The sequence below is a fragment of the Aquitalea aquatica genome (assembly GCF_013911085.1).
GTDB lineage: Bacteria > Pseudomonadota > Gammaproteobacteria > Burkholderiales > Chromobacteriaceae > Aquitalea > Aquitalea aquatica.
This window is the reverse complement of record NZ_JACERN010000033.1, coordinates 222,790-238,244: the sequence shown is the minus strand read 5'-3', so window position 1 is coordinate 238,244 and position 15,455 is coordinate 222,790. Positions and strand designations below refer to the sequence as shown.

17 protein-coding genes are annotated in these 15,455 nt (G+C 60.2%); 10 read left to right on the top strand and 7 right to left on the bottom strand.

The annotated features are described in order from the left end of the window. Positions 1-59: 59 nt before the first annotated feature. Genes H2Z84_RS13515 through H2Z84_RS21155 form a run of 3 tightly spaced genes read right to left on the bottom strand, consistent with a single transcriptional unit; the run spans position 60 to position 2,791 of the window. Complete coding sequence (locus tag H2Z84_RS13515; RefSeq protein WP_181836433.1) at positions 60-908, bottom strand: mechanosensitive ion channel domain-containing protein; 849 nt, start codon at positions 906-908, stop codon at positions 60-62. 16 nt (positions 909-924) lie between these two features. Continuing rightward, positions 925-2,535 carry a peptide chain release factor 3 gene (locus tag H2Z84_RS13510; RefSeq protein ID WP_181836432.1) on the bottom strand — a complete coding sequence of 537 codons (1,611 nt, stop codon included), beginning with the start codon at positions 2,533-2,535 and terminating at the stop codon, positions 925-927. Positions 2,536-2,572: 37 nt separating this feature from the next. Continuing rightward, on the bottom strand, positions 2,573-2,791 hold the full coding sequence (locus tag H2Z84_RS21155; protein WP_220272838.1) for a hypothetical protein: 219 nt from the start codon (positions 2,789-2,791) through the stop codon (positions 2,573-2,575). Between H2Z84_RS21155 and H2Z84_RS13505 the strand changes: the two genes are divergently transcribed. The 8 genes from H2Z84_RS13505 to H2Z84_RS13470 all read left to right on the top strand — a co-directional run bounded on the left by H2Z84_RS13505 (position 2,790) and on the right by H2Z84_RS13470 (position 8,647). Continuing rightward, positions 2,790-3,413, top strand: coding sequence for a riboflavin synthase subunit alpha (locus H2Z84_RS13505; protein ID WP_103523178.1), 624 nt, complete (start codon positions 2,790-2,792; stop codon positions 3,411-3,413). The genes H2Z84_RS21155 and H2Z84_RS13505 overlap by 2 nt on opposite strands. A 167-nt stretch (positions 3,414-3,580) precedes the next feature. Next, complete coding sequence (gene ribBA / locus H2Z84_RS13500; protein WP_103523179.1) at positions 3,581-4,687, top strand: bifunctional 3,4-dihydroxy-2-butanone-4-phosphate synthase/GTP cyclohydrolase II; 1,107 nt, start codon at positions 3,581-3,583, stop codon at positions 4,685-4,687. Positions 4,688-4,782: 95 nt separating this feature from the next. Further along, positions 4,783-5,250, top strand: a complete 468-nt coding sequence (gene ribH, locus H2Z84_RS13495; RefSeq protein WP_103523180.1) for a 6,7-dimethyl-8-ribityllumazine synthase — start codon at positions 4,783-4,785, stop codon at positions 5,248-5,250. Between the two features lie 49 nt (positions 5,251-5,299). After that, positions 5,300-5,746 carry a transcription antitermination factor NusB gene (gene nusB, locus H2Z84_RS13490; RefSeq protein ID WP_059287032.1) on the top strand — a complete coding sequence of 149 codons (447 nt, stop codon included), beginning with the start codon at positions 5,300-5,302 and terminating at the stop codon, positions 5,744-5,746. A 68-nt stretch (positions 5,747-5,814) separates the two neighbouring features. Next, the gene (gene thiL, locus H2Z84_RS13485) at positions 5,815-6,771 is read left to right on the top strand and encodes a thiamine-phosphate kinase (RefSeq protein WP_181836431.1); all 957 of its coding nucleotides are present in this window, start codon (positions 5,815-5,817) and stop codon (positions 6,769-6,771) included. Further along, on the top strand, positions 6,755-7,270 hold the full coding sequence (locus tag H2Z84_RS13480) for a phosphatidylglycerophosphatase A family protein (RefSeq protein WP_181836430.1): 516 nt from the start codon (positions 6,755-6,757) through the stop codon (positions 7,268-7,270). The genes thiL and H2Z84_RS13480 overlap by 17 nt, the downstream gene beginning before the upstream one ends. A 21-nt stretch (positions 7,271-7,291) precedes the next feature. Further along, positions 7,292-8,176, top strand: coding sequence for a KPN_02809 family neutral zinc metallopeptidase (gene ypfJ / locus H2Z84_RS13475; protein WP_181836429.1), 885 nt, complete (start codon positions 7,292-7,294; stop codon positions 8,174-8,176). A gap of 120 nt (positions 8,177-8,296) precedes the next feature. Continuing rightward, positions 8,297-8,647 carry a hypothetical protein gene (locus H2Z84_RS13470; RefSeq protein ID WP_103524561.1) on the top strand — a complete coding sequence of 117 codons (351 nt, stop codon included), beginning with the start codon at positions 8,297-8,299 and terminating at the stop codon, positions 8,645-8,647. Positions 8,648-8,717: 70 nt separating this feature from the next. On the opposite strand, the gene H2Z84_RS13465 is transcribed toward H2Z84_RS13470, so the two are convergent. Next, positions 8,718-9,983 carry an Hsp70 family protein gene (locus H2Z84_RS13465; protein WP_181836428.1) on the bottom strand — a complete coding sequence of 422 codons (1,266 nt, stop codon included), beginning with the start codon at positions 9,981-9,983 and terminating at the stop codon, positions 8,718-8,720. Positions 9,984-10,117: 134 nt separating this feature from the next. Then, the gene (locus tag H2Z84_RS13460; protein WP_181836427.1) at positions 10,118-11,230 is read right to left on the bottom strand and encodes a tyrosine-type recombinase/integrase; all 1,113 of its coding nucleotides are present in this window, start codon (positions 11,228-11,230) and stop codon (positions 10,118-10,120) included. 191 nt (positions 11,231-11,421) lie between these two features. Here H2Z84_RS13460 and H2Z84_RS13455 point away from each other — a divergent pair, with 191 nt between their 5' ends. Further along, positions 11,422-12,561 carry a response regulator gene (locus tag H2Z84_RS13455; RefSeq protein WP_181836426.1) on the top strand — a complete coding sequence of 380 codons (1,140 nt, stop codon included), beginning with the start codon at positions 11,422-11,424 and terminating at the stop codon, positions 12,559-12,561. Positions 12,562-12,887: 326 nt separating this feature from the next. Beyond that, positions 12,888-13,952 carry a DNA-binding protein gene (locus H2Z84_RS13450; RefSeq protein WP_181836425.1) on the top strand — a complete coding sequence of 355 codons (1,065 nt, stop codon included), beginning with the start codon at positions 12,888-12,890 and terminating at the stop codon, positions 13,950-13,952. 50 nt (positions 13,953-14,002) lie between these two features. Here the strand turns inward: H2Z84_RS13450 and msrC are convergent, their stop codons facing one another. Together msrC and phbB are read right to left on the bottom strand one after the other, a co-directional pair. Continuing rightward, on the bottom strand, positions 14,003-14,485 hold the full coding sequence (gene msrC / locus H2Z84_RS13445) for a free L-methionine (R)-S-oxide reductase MsrC (RefSeq protein ID WP_181836424.1): 483 nt from the start codon (positions 14,483-14,485) through the stop codon (positions 14,003-14,005). A gap of 120 nt (positions 14,486-14,605) precedes the next feature. Next, on the bottom strand, positions 14,606-15,346 hold the full coding sequence (gene phbB / locus H2Z84_RS13440) for an acetoacetyl-CoA reductase (protein ID WP_181836423.1): 741 nt from the start codon (positions 15,344-15,346) through the stop codon (positions 14,606-14,608). Between the last annotated feature and the right edge of the window lie 109 nt (positions 15,347-15,455).

Genomic DNA, 15,455 nt, shown 5'->3' with positions numbered 1-15,455 from the left:
GGGCACCGGACGATGGGGCGAGTCGGAATTATAACTGCTGTTTGGAGTTTCAGCTCTAATTATTTGGCCGGAATGTCCGGATAGCACTGTTCCATGAACTGGTGAATGATGGCCTGCTCGATACGTTGCCTTTCCTTGGCCGGAATGGCGATGCGCAAGATCAACTGGTAGCGCTTTTCATCCGCTGCCTGCATGCCGATGCGCGGCTCCACCGATGGCGTATCCACCAGATAGCGCTCGGCCATGCGTTCCATGTGTTCGCGCGCGGCCTCCACATGCTGCTGGCAATGCTGTTCGGCGGCTTCCAGTAGCAGACGCTGAGCGCGGGCTGGCGGGATGTGATAGCCCATGGGGATGTTGATGATGTGCATCACATAATCGCCCATGTAGTTTTCCCGGATCACCGCATTGGACAGCAACAGGCTGTTGGGAAAGGTCAGGGCGCGCCCGGTCATCTGGTGCGCATTGTGCTGCGGGCCGATCTCCATCACCGTGGTCGACAAGAGGCCGATGTCCACCACCCGGCCACGTATCGTGCCGACCTCGATATGATCGCCCAGGCTATAGCTGTTGGAAGCGTGGCGCACCACAAAGCCGGATACGCACAGGATCAGCTCCTTGGTGGCCAGGATCAGCGCGGCGGCAAAGGCCAGCATCGAGACTGCGATGGTTTGCAGCTCGTTGGCCCAGATCATGCCGATGCCGGCCAGGCCGGTAATGAACAGGAAGTTGCGGGTGGAAATCGACCAGCGACGTCTTTCCTCCACCGGTACGCTCACATTGCTGGACAGGATGCGGCCCACCACCACGCGGATCAGCAGCAATACGGCGATCAGCATCAGCGAGCGCACGATCTCGTGGGAGTAATCGTTACGCAGCTGATGGATCAGCTCGAGCAGATCTTGCATGGTGGCAGTGGCCTTTCTAGTCGTTCAGCTTGACGGCGTGCTCACGGGTTTCGTGGAACACGATGTCCGGCCAGCGCTCCTGCGTCAGTTGCAGGTTGACGCGATTGGGGGCGAGGTAGGCCAGATTGCCACCGGCATCGGTGGCGATGTTCATCTGCAGGGTCTTGATGAATTCGTCCAGCTTTTTGCGGTCGTCGCAGGTAAACCAGCGCGCCGACCAGATACTGGCGGATTCGAACATGGCATCCACGCCGTACTCGGCGGCCAGGCGGCTGGCCACCACTTCGTACTGCAGTACGCCGACCGCGCCCAGAATGAGGTCGCCGCCGCTGTGCGGCTTGAATACCTGTACCGCGCCTTCTTCGCCCAGTTGTTGCAGACCCTTTTGCAGCTGCTTCAGCTTGAGCGGGTTCTTGATGCGTACCGAGCGGAACAGCTCCGGCGCAAAGAAGGGAATGCCGGTAAAGGCCAGTTCTTCGCCCGAGGAAAAGCTGTCGCCAATCTGGATATTGCCGTGGTTCGGGATGCCGATGATGTCGCCGGCAAAGGCTTCTTCCACGATTTCACGGTCGTGCGACATGAAGGTCACCACGCTGGAGGCCGAGATTTCCCGGTTCAGCCGCAGATGTTTCATCTTCATGCCGCGTTCAAACTGGCCGGAGCACACGCGCAGGAAGGCAATGCGGTCGCGGTGTTTGGGGTCCATATTGGCCTGGATCTTGAACACGAAGCCGGAGAACTTGCCCTCGGTCGGGGCCACGTCACGCACGGTGGCATCACGCAGTTGCGGTGCCGGTGCCCAGTTGATCAGAGCATCCAGAATCTCGCGCACGCCAAAGTTATTGATGGCCGAGCCGAAGAATACCGGGGTGAGTTCACCGGCCAGGAATTCTTCCAGATTCCATTCATTGGAAGCACCCTTGACCAGTTCGATCTCCATGCGCAGATTGTCCATTTCCAGCGGAAACAGCTCGTCCAGGCGCGGATTGTCGATGCCCTTGATCACTTCGATGTCAGTGATCAGCTTTTCGCTGCCGGCTTCGAACAGGATGACCTCATCGCTCAGCAGGCTGTACACGCCACGGAAGGTCTTGCCCATGCCGATAGGCCAGGTGATTGGCGCGCAGCGGATCTTCAGCACGTTTTCCACTTCGTCCAGCAATTCCAGCGAATCGCGCACTTCACGGTCGTACTTGTTCATGAAGGTGACGATGGGCGTGTTGCGCAGGCGGCAGACGTTCAGCAGCTTGATGGTCTGCTCTTCCACGCCCTTGGCGGCGTCGATCACCATCAGGGCGCTGTCCACGGCGGTGAGCACGCGATAGGTATCTTCCGAGAAGTCCTGGTGACCCGGGGTGTCCAGCAGGTTGACCGTGTGTTCGCGGTAATCGAACTGCATCACCGAGGACGCCACGGAAATGCCGCGCTGCTTTTCGATTTCCATCCAGTCCGAAGTGGCAAACTTGCCGCCCTTTTTGCCTTTTACCGTGCCGGCCATCTGAATGGCGCCCGAAAATAGCAGCAGCTTTTCGGTTAGCGTGGTTTTACCGGCGTCAGGGTGGGAAATAATGGCGAAGGTGCGGCGGCGCGCCACTTCCTCGGCAATGCGGGATAATTCTGCGGACATGGAGTAGGAACAGGCTTGACTTAAGAAGGCGGTGATTTTACAGGATAGCGGCGCGCAACAAAACCTCGCAGGCAGCAAATTTCTGCCGTCGTTTTGACAAAAGCTTTTCTTTTGACATCAGCAAGATAGCTTTGCTGTTGTGACTGGGTCTTGTACCAAGGCTTGAAAGCGGGTCGGCACTGGGCGGCGATTTGGTTATCATGAGTGTTTTGTCGGCTGCCGCGGCGGCCGGGCGGGCCAGAACAGGAGCAAGCATGTTTACCGGTATCGTGCAGGGTATGGCCGAGGTGGTGGCCATCGAGGAAAAACAGGATTTCCGTCGCCATGTGCTGCGGCTGCCGCCATCCATGCTGGGTGGCATCGAACTGGGTGCGTCGATTGCTCACAACGGCTGCTGCCTGACGGTGACCGAGGTGCAGGACGACCGGGTGGCTTTCGATCTGATGGCCGAAACCCTGCGCCTGACCAATCTGGGTGGGCTGCAAGTGGGCGATAAGGTCAATGTGGAGCGGGCGGCGAAGTTTGGCGACGAAATCGGTGGTCATGCCATGTCCGGCCACATCATCTGCCTGGCTCGGGTGGATGAGGTGATCCGTACACCGAACAATTGCACGGTGTGGTTCACGCTGCCGGCAGAGTTCGGCAAATATCTGTTTGCCAAGGGCTATATCGGTATTGATGGCTGCAGTCTGACCATTGGCAGCGTCGAAGGCAGCCGTTTTTGCGTGCACCTGATTCCGGAAACGCTGGAGCGCACCATCATCCAGTTCCGCCAGGTGGGCGACGCCATCAATATCGAGGTCGATCCGCAAACCCAGGCCATTGTCGATACCGTGGAGCGGGTGCTGGCACAGCGCCATGGCGCGGGATTGGCCTGAAAAAAATGGCGAATCGGCTTGATAGGGTGCCGATTGCCTCCATGTTGTGAAAATACAGCGCGGGGCGGATGCCCCGTTCACGGTCTGGGCAGGGTTACCGCCAGCCGTCAGAATTCGCAGTCTGCCCGGCCCAGCCGCGCAGCGCCTCTATATAAAGGATGTAGCAAATGGTTATTTCTCCGGTGCAGGACATCATTGCCGACATCAAGGCCGGCAAAATGGTGGTGCTGGCTGATGCGGAAGATCGCGAAAACGAAGGTGATATCGTGATGGCGGCCGAGTTCGTCACGCCTGAAGCCATCAATTTCATGGCCAAGCATGCGCGTGGCCTGATCTGCCTGACCCTGACCGAGCAGCGCTGCAAGCTGCTGGAGCTGCCGATGATGGCGGCCAATAACGGCACCTCTTTTGGTACCAATTTCACCGTGTCCATCGAAGCCGCCGAGGGCGTCACCACCGGCATCTCCGCTGCCGACCGTGCCAAGACCGTACAGGCGGCGGTGGCACGTAACGCCAAGGCCAGCGATCTGGTGCAGCCCGGCCATATTTTCCCGCTCAAGGCGCAGAATGGCGGCGTGTTGATCCGTGCCGGTCATACCGAAGCGGCTTGCGATCTGCCGATGCTGGCCGGGCTGGAGCCGGCCGGGGTGATCTGCGAAATCATGAACGACGACGGCACCATGGCGCGCATGCCGGAGCTGCTGGAGTTCGCCAAGACCCACGGCCTGAAGGTGGGTACCATTGCCGATCTGATCCACTACCGCAGCCGTACCGAATCGCTGGTGGAAGAAGTGGGCCAGCGCCCGGTGGAAACCCCGTTTGGCGCGTTCGAGCTGCATGTCTTCCGTGATGTCACCACCCGCGAAACCCATCTGGCTCTGGTCAAGGGCCAGCTGGATGAGGCGGAGGAAACGCTGGTGCGCGTGCATGAGCCGCTGTCCATCATGGATGTGCTGGACCCGACTTCGCGCCCGCACTCCTGGACCGTGCCGGGTGCGCTGGAAGCCATCGATGAAGCCGGCAAGGGCGTGGTTATCCTGCTGTATCGCGATGAAACCGGCGATGATCTGCTGCAACGTGCGCTGGGACAGAATGTGAAGCGCTCGCCGTGGGACGGCAAAACCTTCGGCGTCGGTGCGCAAATGCTCAAGGCGCTGGGTGTGGGCAAGATGAAGCTGATGTCGCCACCGCTGAACGTACCGTCGATGGCTGGTTTTAATCTTGAAGTCACCGGCTTTTGCCAGCCGGAACACTTTCATATCGAAATCGGTTAAAATAGCCGGTTTTCCGTCATGACTCCCCCTGGGGGCCGGTAGTTGCCGGTCGCGCAGGGGCTTATCTGATCCGAATTTCAGCAGCGAGGACTCCCATGCTTGAAGCTATCCAGCGCATTTCTTCCGATTTTAACGGTCGCGGCCTCAAGGTCGGCATCGTCCAGGCGCGTTTTACCGAGGAAGTGTGCCACGGGCTGCGCGACGCCTGCCTGGCCGAGCTGAAGGTGCTGGGTGTGGCCGCGGATGACGTGGTGCTGGCTACCGTGCCGGGGGCGCTGGAAGTGCCGCTGGTGCTGCAAACCATGGCCAAGAGCGGCAAGTTCGATGCGCTGGTGGCGCTGGGTGCCATCATCCGTGGCGAAACCTACCACTTTGAGCTGGTTTCCAATGAGTCCGGCGCCGGTGTCACCCGCGTGGGTCTGGATTTTGACATCCCCATTGCCAACGCCATCCTCACCACCGAGAACGACGAGCAAGCCGAAGTGCGCATGCTGGAAAAAGGCCGTGACGCAGCACGCGTTGCGGTGGAAATGGCCAATCTGCATAAAACGCTGCGCGGTTGATCATCCCTTGGGGATGATGCCGCTCACTTGTTCTTTTTAGGAAACCGACATGAAAACCGCCCGTCGCCGTGCCCGCGAATTTGCCGTTCAGGGCATCTATGAATGGGAATTGAATCCGGATCGTCCGGCTTCGCTGATTGAAAAACACCTGCGCGAAAACGAATACTTCGCCAAGGCGGACGAAACCCTGTTTCGCGCCGTGCTGTACGGTGTACTGAAAGACGTTGCCGTGCTGTCCGGTCGCATTCGTCCCTACTACGAGCGCAACGAAGAAGAAGTCAGCCCGGTGGAACGTGCCGTGCTGCTGATGGCGGCGCTGGAACTGACCCAGCACCCGGAAACGCCGTACCCGGTGATCATCAATGAAGCCATCGAGATCACCAAGACTTTCGGTGGTACTGACGGCCACAAATTCGTCAACGGCGTGCTGGACAAGCTGGCTGCCGATGTACGCGCCGACGAGGTTGCCTCGCAGCGTTCGCGTCGTCAGGGCTGAGCCTGGCACTGAACCGATCAACACCCGCTACGGCGGGTGTTTTTGCATGAGGGCCCGGAGTTGACGCGATGAACGAATTTGAACTGATCCGCCACTACTTCACCCGCCCGGCTCCTTCCGCCGTGCTGGGCGTGGGTGACGATGCCGCCATCCTGCGTCCCACTCCGGGGCAGGAGCTGCATGTGTCGGTAGACATGCTGGTGGAAGGACGACATTTTTTTGCCGATGTCAGCCCGCAAGCGCTGGGGCACAAGACGCTGGCGGTCAATCTGTCCGACATGGCTGCCATGGGTGCCCGCCCGCGCTGGGCTTTTCTGGCGCTGGCCCTGCCCGAGGTGGATGAAGCCTGGGCGCAGGGTTTCAGCTGTGGGCTGTTCGCCTTGGCCGAGCAGTATGGCGTGGAGCTGGCTGGCGGGGATACCACCCGTGGGCCGTTGACCCTGTCCATCACCATCATGGGTGAAACCCCGCAAGGCCAGGCGCTGCGGCGTGATGCGGCGCGGGAGGGGGATGATGTCTGGGTTAGTGGCGAACTGGGCCTGGGAGCACTGGCGGTGGCGCAGCGGCTGGGACGGCTGCCAGCTGCTGGCTTGTCGGATGATGTGTTGGCAGCCTGCCAGTGCCGGCTGGATTTCCCGGTGCCACGGCTGGAGCTGGGTCAGGCCTTGCTGGGTGTGGCGCATGCGGCAGCTGATGTGTCAGACGGACTGCTGGCAGATCTCGGGCATATCCTGGCAGCCTCGGGCGTGGCGGCGGAAATCTGGGCTGACAGCCTGCCATCCTTGCCGCCACTGGAGGCGGAGCGACCGCGCTGGCTGGAGTTTCTGGCGGCTGGTGGCGATGATTACGAATTGTGCTTCACCGCGCCACTGGCGGCACGGCAGGCGGTGTTGGCTGCGGCGGCGCAGGCGGGCTGCCGGGTGACACGTATCGGCCGTATCGTGGCGGGCAGTGGCGCACGTTTGCTGGATGCCACCGGCCAGGCAATTGCATTGGACAAGGCAGGTTATGATCACTTCGCATAAACAGGCGCCGGCATTTCGTCCGGACTGGGCTTTTCTTACCCGTCACCCGGCGCATTTGCTGGCTTTCGGTTTTGGCAGCGGTCTGGCGCGCCAGGCTCCGGGAACCTGGGGCACGCTGGTGGCTTACCCCTTGTTTTTCCTGTTGCATGCACTGGGAATGGGTAGTCTGGGGTTGACCTTGCTGTGCCTGCCCTTGTTTGTGCTGGGGGTGTGGGTGTGTCAGGTAACGGGTGATGCACTGGGAGTGCACGATTATGGCGGCATCGTGTGGGACGAGGTGGTGGCCATGCTGCTGGTGCTGGCCTGGGCGCCGGCCAGTTGGGCTGGTTGGCTGCTGGCCTTTGCCCTGTTCCGCCTGTTTGATATTGTGAAGCCCTGGCCAATCGGCTGGTTTGACCGCCGGGTACATGGCGGCTTTGGTGTGATGCTGGATGACATCATCGCGGCGCTGTTCGCCTTGCTGGTGCAGGCGCTGCTGGCTGGCTATCTGCCGGCCTGATTTGATAAAGGGAGAGCTGGCATGCGTTGGGATGGCAACCGTGAAAGTGACAATGTTGAAGATCGCCGCGATGAGGGCGGTGGTGGCTTGCCCGGATTCAGGCTGGGTGGCGGCGGAATCGGTCTGGGAACGATTGCCATCGGCCTGGTGGCCTGGCTGGTGTTTGGTGCCAACCCGCTGCAGGTGATTTCGGCACTCAGTGGTGGTGGCCATCAGCAAGTGCAGACCCAGCCGCAGCAGCCCAAGGTGCATTCGGCGGAAGAGGAGCGCGAGGCCAAGCTGGTGCGGGTAGTGCTGGCGGATACCGAGGATGTATGGGGGCAGATTTTCCAGCAGCGCGGAGCCAGCTACCAGCAGCCCAAGCTGGTGCTGTTCAGCAATAGCACGCCGACTGCCTGCGGTCAGGGCCAGTCAGCCATGGGGCCGTTTTATTGTCCGGCCGACCGCAAGGTGTATATCGATCTGGCTTTCTACCGCACGCTGAACCAGCAGCTGGGTGCGCCTGGCGAGTTTGCCGAGGCCTATGTGATTGCGCACGAGGTGGGGCACCATGTGCAAAACCTGCTGGGTATTTCCGATAAGGTGGATGCCTTGCGGCGCAAGTCCAGCGAGCGCAAGGCCAATGCGCTGTCGGTGCGGCTGGAGTTGCAGGCCGACTGCTTTGCCGGGGTGTGGGGCAACCATGCTGACAAGGCAAGGCATATCCTTGAGGGGGGTGATCTGGAATCAGCGCTGAATGCGGCTTCCAAGATCGGCGATGATACCCTGCAGCGCTCTGCCGGGCAGGCGGTGGTGCCGGATTCCTTTACCCATGGCAGCAGCGAGCAGCGCGTGCGCTGGTTCCGCCGTGGCTTCGATGGTGGGGATATCGCACAGTGCGATACCTTCAGCGCCAATCCGCTGTAATCAGCAATGGTGCAGGTTATGCGGAGCGACTAATTAATGCGGTGACAGGTCTGTATGCCCCATCTGGCGCGGCTTTGTGGTATTCTTGCGCCCCTCTTGATTGTGACCCGTCACCCATCCATGAAAGATCCCTGCGATCACTACACTTTCGACCTGATTGGCGGCGTGCAGAAAAAGCCCGGACGCAAGCCGCTGGGCGAGCGCGCCATGACGGTGGCCGAGCGCAAGCGCCGCAGCCGCGAACAGCGCCGCAACCGCTTGCAGGAGCTGTCGGTGACGGTGGAATTGAGTCGCGATGCCCAGAAGTCGCTGGACAAGATGATCGAGTGGTGGGGGGTGAGCAAGAAGGAAGCGATCAACCGTGCGTTGCAGATTGCCTGCCAGTCGCAGACCGGGCGCACCGGCATGCTGTTTGATCTCGACCTGCCGCCAGCGGCCACAAAAAAAGCCCCGCGCAAGCGCCAAGGCTGAGTTCACGACACCTTAATCTGTCAAAGGGCTGCTCCACTTGGGCAGCCCTTTTTGCATTCACCAGCCGTTATCAGCCGTAGCGTTTTTTCGCTTCGATGGCCAGGCCGCTGCCGATGCTGCCGAACAGATTGCCCTCGACATGGTGGGCATTGGGCAGCAGTTGCTGCACGCATTGGCGCAGCGCGGGAACGCCGCTGGAGCCGCCAGTGAAGAACACGGTGTCGATCTGGCTGGCGCTGATGCCGGCATCAGCCAGCAGGCTGCCGATGGTCTTGCCGATCTGCCCCAGCATGCCATCGATGGTCTGGTTGAACTGCTCGCGCAGCAGCTCGGCGTACAGTCCGTCCTCGATCAGCTCCAGGTCCAGGCGATGGTTGTCGCTGCCGGAGAGGGCGATCTTGGCTTCTTCCACCTGCATGGCCAGCCAGTGGCCGGCGCGTTCCTGGATCAGCTTGAACAGGCGGTCGAAAGCGCGCGGGTCTTCCACGTCGCGATGAATATCCTGCAGATCCATCCACGCCTTGCGGGTGTAGGCAAAGTTGATGGTGTGCCAGGTGGCGAGGTTGAAGTACTGCGCCGACGGCATTTCGGCATTGTTGCGCAGGCGGCTCTTGAAGCCGAACAGTGGCATCACGCCGTGCAGGCTCAGCTGCTTGTCGAAGTCCGTACCGCCAATGTGCACACCGCCGGTGGCTAGGATGTCGGCACGACGGTCGTCCAGTTCGCGGCGTTCCGGCGACAGGCGCACCAGCGAAAAGTCCGAAGTGCCGCCGCCAATGTCGACGATCAGCACCAGCTCTTCGCGGGTGATGGAGGATTCGTAATCGAAGGCGGCAGCCAGCGGCTCGAACTGGAAGGAAATCTCCTTGAAGCCCACCTGGCGGGCAATCTGCGCCAGGGTTTCTTCCGCCAGCGCGTCGGCCTTGGGGTTGTCGTCGACAAAGAATACCGGGCGGCCCAGCACCACTTGTTCGAAGGAGCGGCCAGCGGCGCGGTCGGCGCGCTGTTTCACTTCCTGGATGAACAGGGTGAGCAGGTGGCGAAACGGCAGCGCCCGGCCTTGTACTTCGGTCTGGCTGTCGATCAGGCTGCTGCCCAGCAGGCTTTTCAGCGAGCGCATCAGCCGGCCTTCATAACCTTCGGTGTATTCCAGCAAGGCCTTGCGGCCAAACACCGAGTGGTCTTCTTCATAGTTGAAGAAAACAACCGAGGGCAGGGTGATCTTGCCGTCTTCCAGCGGAATCAGCGTATCTGCGCCGGGGCGCAACCAGCCTACCGTGGAGTTTGAGGTGCCGAAGTCGATGCCGCATGCTTGCGCAGCGCTGCTAGTAGTCATTGATGCCATCCCGAAAAGCGAGGCGGGATGGTACGCGTAATGGCGCTTTTTGTGAAGGGCCGTGCAGGCGTATTGTGGCGCGTCGGACGGATAAATGGGCAGCTGTTGACTTTTGTCGCAGGGCGGGTTTGGCCTCAGTGCTCGTCAGTGGGCGTGTGCTTGCGTGTGCCGTGCATGCTGTGGTGGGCAGTGGCCTCATGGCGGGCATCATCTTCGCTGTGCAGGTAGCGGCGGGTGGTCTGGATGCTGGCATGACGCAAGTTCTGGCTCACCATCAGTAGCGGCACGCCGGCTTCCAGCTGATGACTGGCCGCTGTGTGGCGCAGCCAGTGGGTGCTGGCCTGCTGTAGCTGGCTGCGGCTTTGCGGGTCTGTGCAATGGCTGGCGGCGCGTTTGAAGATTTCCTGGCAGATCAGGTAGATCGCTTTGTCGCTGACGCCGTGCAGGCTGTCTTGGCCTTGTCCGGGAATGCGGCAGAGTAATGGGGTGTCTTCGCCGTGCAGGGGGAGGCGCCCCAGTCCCAGGCTGTGGCGATAGTCGCCCAGTGCCTGCAGCAATTCATCAGATACCGGAATGTCAGCAGTGCTGCCCCCTTTGCCATGCACGCGCCACCACCATTGTTGCCGGCGCTGGCTGATGTCGCCCATGCGTGCGGCGGCCACTTCCTGGCGGCGTGCGCCGGTGAGGTAGAGCAGGGTGAGCAGCCAGCGGGCGCGGGCTGCTTGCAGTTGCTCGCGGTGCGTGTTGTGCGGCAGCTGTTCAAGTGCGCTGAGAATGGCTTGCCAGGCAGTGTGGTCGAGAAAGCGTTCCACCGGGCGCGTGTCCTGCGGCTGGCGTTGACGTAGCAATTTGAATGGATTGCCATGGCGGTAGCCGGCTTCGCTCAAGTAGCTGAACAGGGCTGACAGAATGGTGAGGGCCTGGCGGATGCTGGCGGGCTTCAGCGGCCCGGTAAACGGTTTCCAGTGTGCGTGCTGGCGTGGCCGGGCGGGCCCGATCCAGCGCTCTGCCGGCCAGGGTGCTTGCAAAAACCGCTGGTAGTCCAGTACGTCTTCGCGGCGCACCGCTTGCAGCCCCTGCTTGCGATCGGCCAGCCATAGCAGGAAGCGCTCGGTCTCCTTGCGATAGCTGCGCAAGGTGGCTGGACGGTCGATGAATTCGCTTAGCCATAGCAGCACGGCCTGCTGGTCGGACTGGGCGGCAATCAGGCTGTCGGGGTGGCGGGTATCGGGCAGGGTGTTGGGCATGAGCTTGCCGATTCTAGGGTGGTGCGCTGTCGTGGACAAGCATTCTTGCAGTCTGGTGCCGATGTTGATGTCCGGAAGCGCGGGGTGTGAATCGACACTCTTTGTGGATACGGCTTGAATCGGATGTGGGTTGGCAGCTATAGATGAAAGACTGAGTGGTTGATTTGGCAAGGGGGGAAGGTGTTGCTGTTATGAATGAAAAAGCAAAAATACTGGTGGTGGATGATGTGGAGACGGTGCGGCGGTTGTTGAAAATGGGCTTGTCGCGCAGTTTTGAGGTGATAGATGCCGGCAGCGGTGAGGAGGCGCTGGCTATGCTGGGTGAGGTGCGTCCGGCGGCTATATTACTGGATGTGGAAATGCATCCCGGCATGGATGGCTTTGAGACTTGTCGCCGCATCCGGGCAAATGAAGAGTTTGCACAGGTGCCGATTGTGTTTGTGTCGGCACGTGAGGAGATAGAAGACCGACTGGCTGGCTACGAGGCTGGGGGTGAGGATTATGTCGTCAAACCGTTTTCTGCACCGGAATTGGTAGCGAAGTTGCAGCGGCTGATTGACTCCACGGCTGAGCGTGGCCGGTTGAATGGTTTGGCGCGCGATGCCAGCTGTGCTGCCATGACTGCCATGCAAAGCATGAGTGAGATGGGTGCCTTGCTGGAGGTGGTGAAGCAGCTTGGTACGGCAGCGGCTGTGCTGGAGCTGGCGGATGCGATGGTTGCTGGTGTTGCGCTGTACGGATTGGATGCCTGTGTGCAGGTGCGGGTGCCGATGGGCGGGGTGACGCGCTGTCGTGGTGGCGAAGCTAGTCCGCTGGAAGTGTCGGTAATGGATCACCTGGTCAGCATGGGGCGGTTGGTGCAGTTCAAGGCGCGCATGGTGATCAATTATCCGGTGGTGTCCTTGCTGGTGCGCGACATGCCGCTGGAGGATGAAGATCGCTGCGGCCGCTTGCGTGATCACCTGACCATGCTGGTGGAAACGGCAGATGTGCATGCAGGGGCATTGGCGGCGCTCGCGCTGGCGCGAAGCCGGGATGATGAAATTGTGCGACTGGCTTTGAGTATGACCGAGGTGTTGGGAGAGGTGGACAAGGCGCAGCGGGATAATCAGGTTTCCAGTCGCATTGCGCTGGAAAATGTGCGGCAGCGCGTGGATGCGGCATATGTATCGATGATGCTGACTACGACTCAGGAAAATATGCTTAATCGAGCGCTGGATGATGGGGTGGAGGAGTTGCTGAATTCGCAGGCGGATATTTCGGATCTGCAAAATCGCTTGTCGCAGATGGTGGCGGATTTGCGCCGTGTGGCCGGAGGTGAATCGGCTTAGGGTGGGGTGGTGTTTGGTCGGGCCCGGCTTGTATGCCGGGCTTTTTGTTTGTTGATGATGCTGTACTGCTGTTGGTGTGGAATGACGTGCGCGTGCTGCGTTGTTGGTTGGTGCTGCGCGTGCTGGGATTGGTCTTGAGTGGATTTTGGTTGGTGGGCTTGTTGCGGAGTGGTTGATGTTTTTAGGTTTTCTGAATAAAACATCCGATAAGTATAGTAATCGGAAATATTTGTGGTGATGGTGTAATTAAATAATGTAATACGTAATAAATAATATTTTATGGCTGTGATAAAATGCGCTCATTCAACGGAAATGGTATGGCTGGCATGGCAACTGACATCTATTCGCGCATTCGGCAGGTAGCTTTTGAATTGGTGGGGGAGGGGGTGTGGCCTACCGTGGTGGAGGTGCGCAGCCGGTTGGGTACGGGTTCCAACACCACCATCAACAACACGCTCAAAGAGTGGCGACAGGAGTTTCTGGCGCGTATGGCCAGTTCTGCCCGTCATCCGGATTGGCCCGCCGGGCTGGCCGAGGCATTTGGCCTGATCTGGCAGCAGTCTTGCACGGCGGCCGAGCAGCAATGGGAAGTGCTGCGGCAGGAGGCTGAGCAGCAGGTGGCCGACTCGACCCAGGCGCAGGCGGTAGCCCAGGCACAATTGGAAACGACGCAGGCTTCCCTGCAGTCGGCCTTGCGTGAGTTGGAGCTGCGCGCTGTCCGTCTGCAGGAGCTGGATGGCAAGCTGCAGTCTGCCGAACAGCGCCATGCCGTGCTGGAGTCGAACAGTCAGCGGCTGGGCGAGCAGCTGGAAGCCAGCAGGCTGGAGGCGCAGCAAGTGCGCCGCGATAGCGACGAGCGCGTGGCCGAACTGGAGGCGCGGCATGAACAAAGGCTGCAAGAAGCGCGACAGGAGGCTGAGCGGCGCGAGAGTCTGGCCTATGAACGATTGGAAGGCTTGCGCGTGCGCCTGTATGAACAGGTCGAGGAGGAGCGTCAGGCCATGAAACTGGCGACGGCCGCCTTGCAGGAAGAATTGCAGGCGGCGCGGCGGCAGGTGCTGCAGGTGGAGCAGGTGTGGCGGGAGCGGCTGGCCGAGCGGGATCGCGAGTCCGGCAAGCAGGCGGCGCGACTGGAAATGCTGGAACAGCGTAATGCCGAGTTGCAGCAGGCGGCCGAGCGTCAATCAGTGTTGGGCGAGCAAGCCAATGCCCGTCTGCTGGATATGGCTGGAGAAAATGCGCGACTGGCCGGGGAGATGGCGGCGGGGCTGGAGCGACAATTACAGCGCCTGGCTTCTGCCATGCATGATGCGCGTCAGGAGCTGGCCGTGCTGGATGAGGCTGGGATGCGCGAGTGGGTCAGTCGGCAGTTGCAATTGCCGCTGGCCTGAATGGATGGCTGAAAAGCAGATGCATGGCGCATCTGCTTTTGGGGGAGGTTCTAGAACAAGTGTTGCAGCGCTTGGCAGATGGTTTCCAGGTATTGTGCGTCGGTACTGTCAAACTGGTCGAGTTGGGCGGAATCCACATCCAGTACCGCGACTACTGCGCCGGCTGCATTGTGCACGGGGACGACGATTTCTGAACGGGCGCTGGACGAGCAGGCAATGTGGCCAGGAAATGCATCGACATCCGGCACGATCAGCGTGCGGTTTTGTGCCCAGGCGCTGCCACATACGCCCTTGCCATGCGGGATGCGGGTGCAGGCAATCGGCCCCTGAAAGGGTCCAAGCACCAGTTGTGGGCCCTTGACCAGGTAAAAGCCGGTCCATAGCCAGTCGAAACTGCTGTGCAGGGCTGCGGCCAGATTGGCCAGGGCGGCAATCTGGTCGTCTTCGTATTGCACCAGCGCCTGCGCCTGCGGCAGCAGGGTCTGGTATTTTTCTTCCTTGGTTTCGCCCTGAATGGTCAAATGTTCAGCCATGTCTTGCTCTGATGTGAAATTCAAGGCCGTCAGCATAGCAGAATGTCGATCATCAAGATGGCAATTAAAAACCCGGCGCGAGGCCGGGTTTTTTGTGCGGTATTCCTGATGGAATGCGGCTTACATCATGTGCTGGCCGCCATTGATAGCCAGGTTGGCGCCGGTCATGAAGCCGGCAACGTCGGAGGCCAGGTAGTTGATCAGGCCGGCGATTTCTTCCGGCTTGCCCAGGCGGCCTACCGGGATGTTGGCGATGATCTTGTTGCGTACTTCTTCCGGTACTGCCATCACCATGTCGGTGGCGATATAGCCCGGGGAGATGGTGTTGACGGTGACGCCCTTGCGTGCGACTTCCTGGGCCAGCGCCATGGTGAAGCCATGCATGCCAGCCTTGGCGGCAGAGTAGTTGGTCTGGCCAAACTGCCCTTTCTGGCCATTAATCGAGGAAATATTGATGATGCGGCCAAAACCGCGCTCCACCATGCCGTCCAGCACCGGCTTCACCATATTGAACAGCGAATCCAGGTTGGTCTTGATGACGGCATCCCAGTCGTCCTTGCTTTGCTTCTTGAAGGTGCCGTCGCGGGTGATGCCGGCGTTGTTGACCAGTACGTCCACGGCGCCAACTTCCTGCTGGGCGCGCGCCAGCATGGCGGCGCAAGCTGCGGTATCGGTCACGTCACACTGGTAGGCGTGGATGTCGGCAAAGCCCATGCCCTTCATGTCGGCCAGCCAGGCTTGCTCCTTGCCCGGCTTGCTGTAGGTGGTGATGACGGTGTGGCCGGATTCGGCCAGAGCCTTGCAGATGGCGGTGCCAATGCCGCCCATGCCTCCGGTTACGAGTGCGATGCGTTTTGTCATGATGCTGGCTCCTTGTCTTTGTTGGGGCGAAAAACTCGCTGATCTGAAGTCTGATATGACTTTTTTCTTACCAGAATATGAGTCCTGCACCGAATTGTAAACAGGCCAG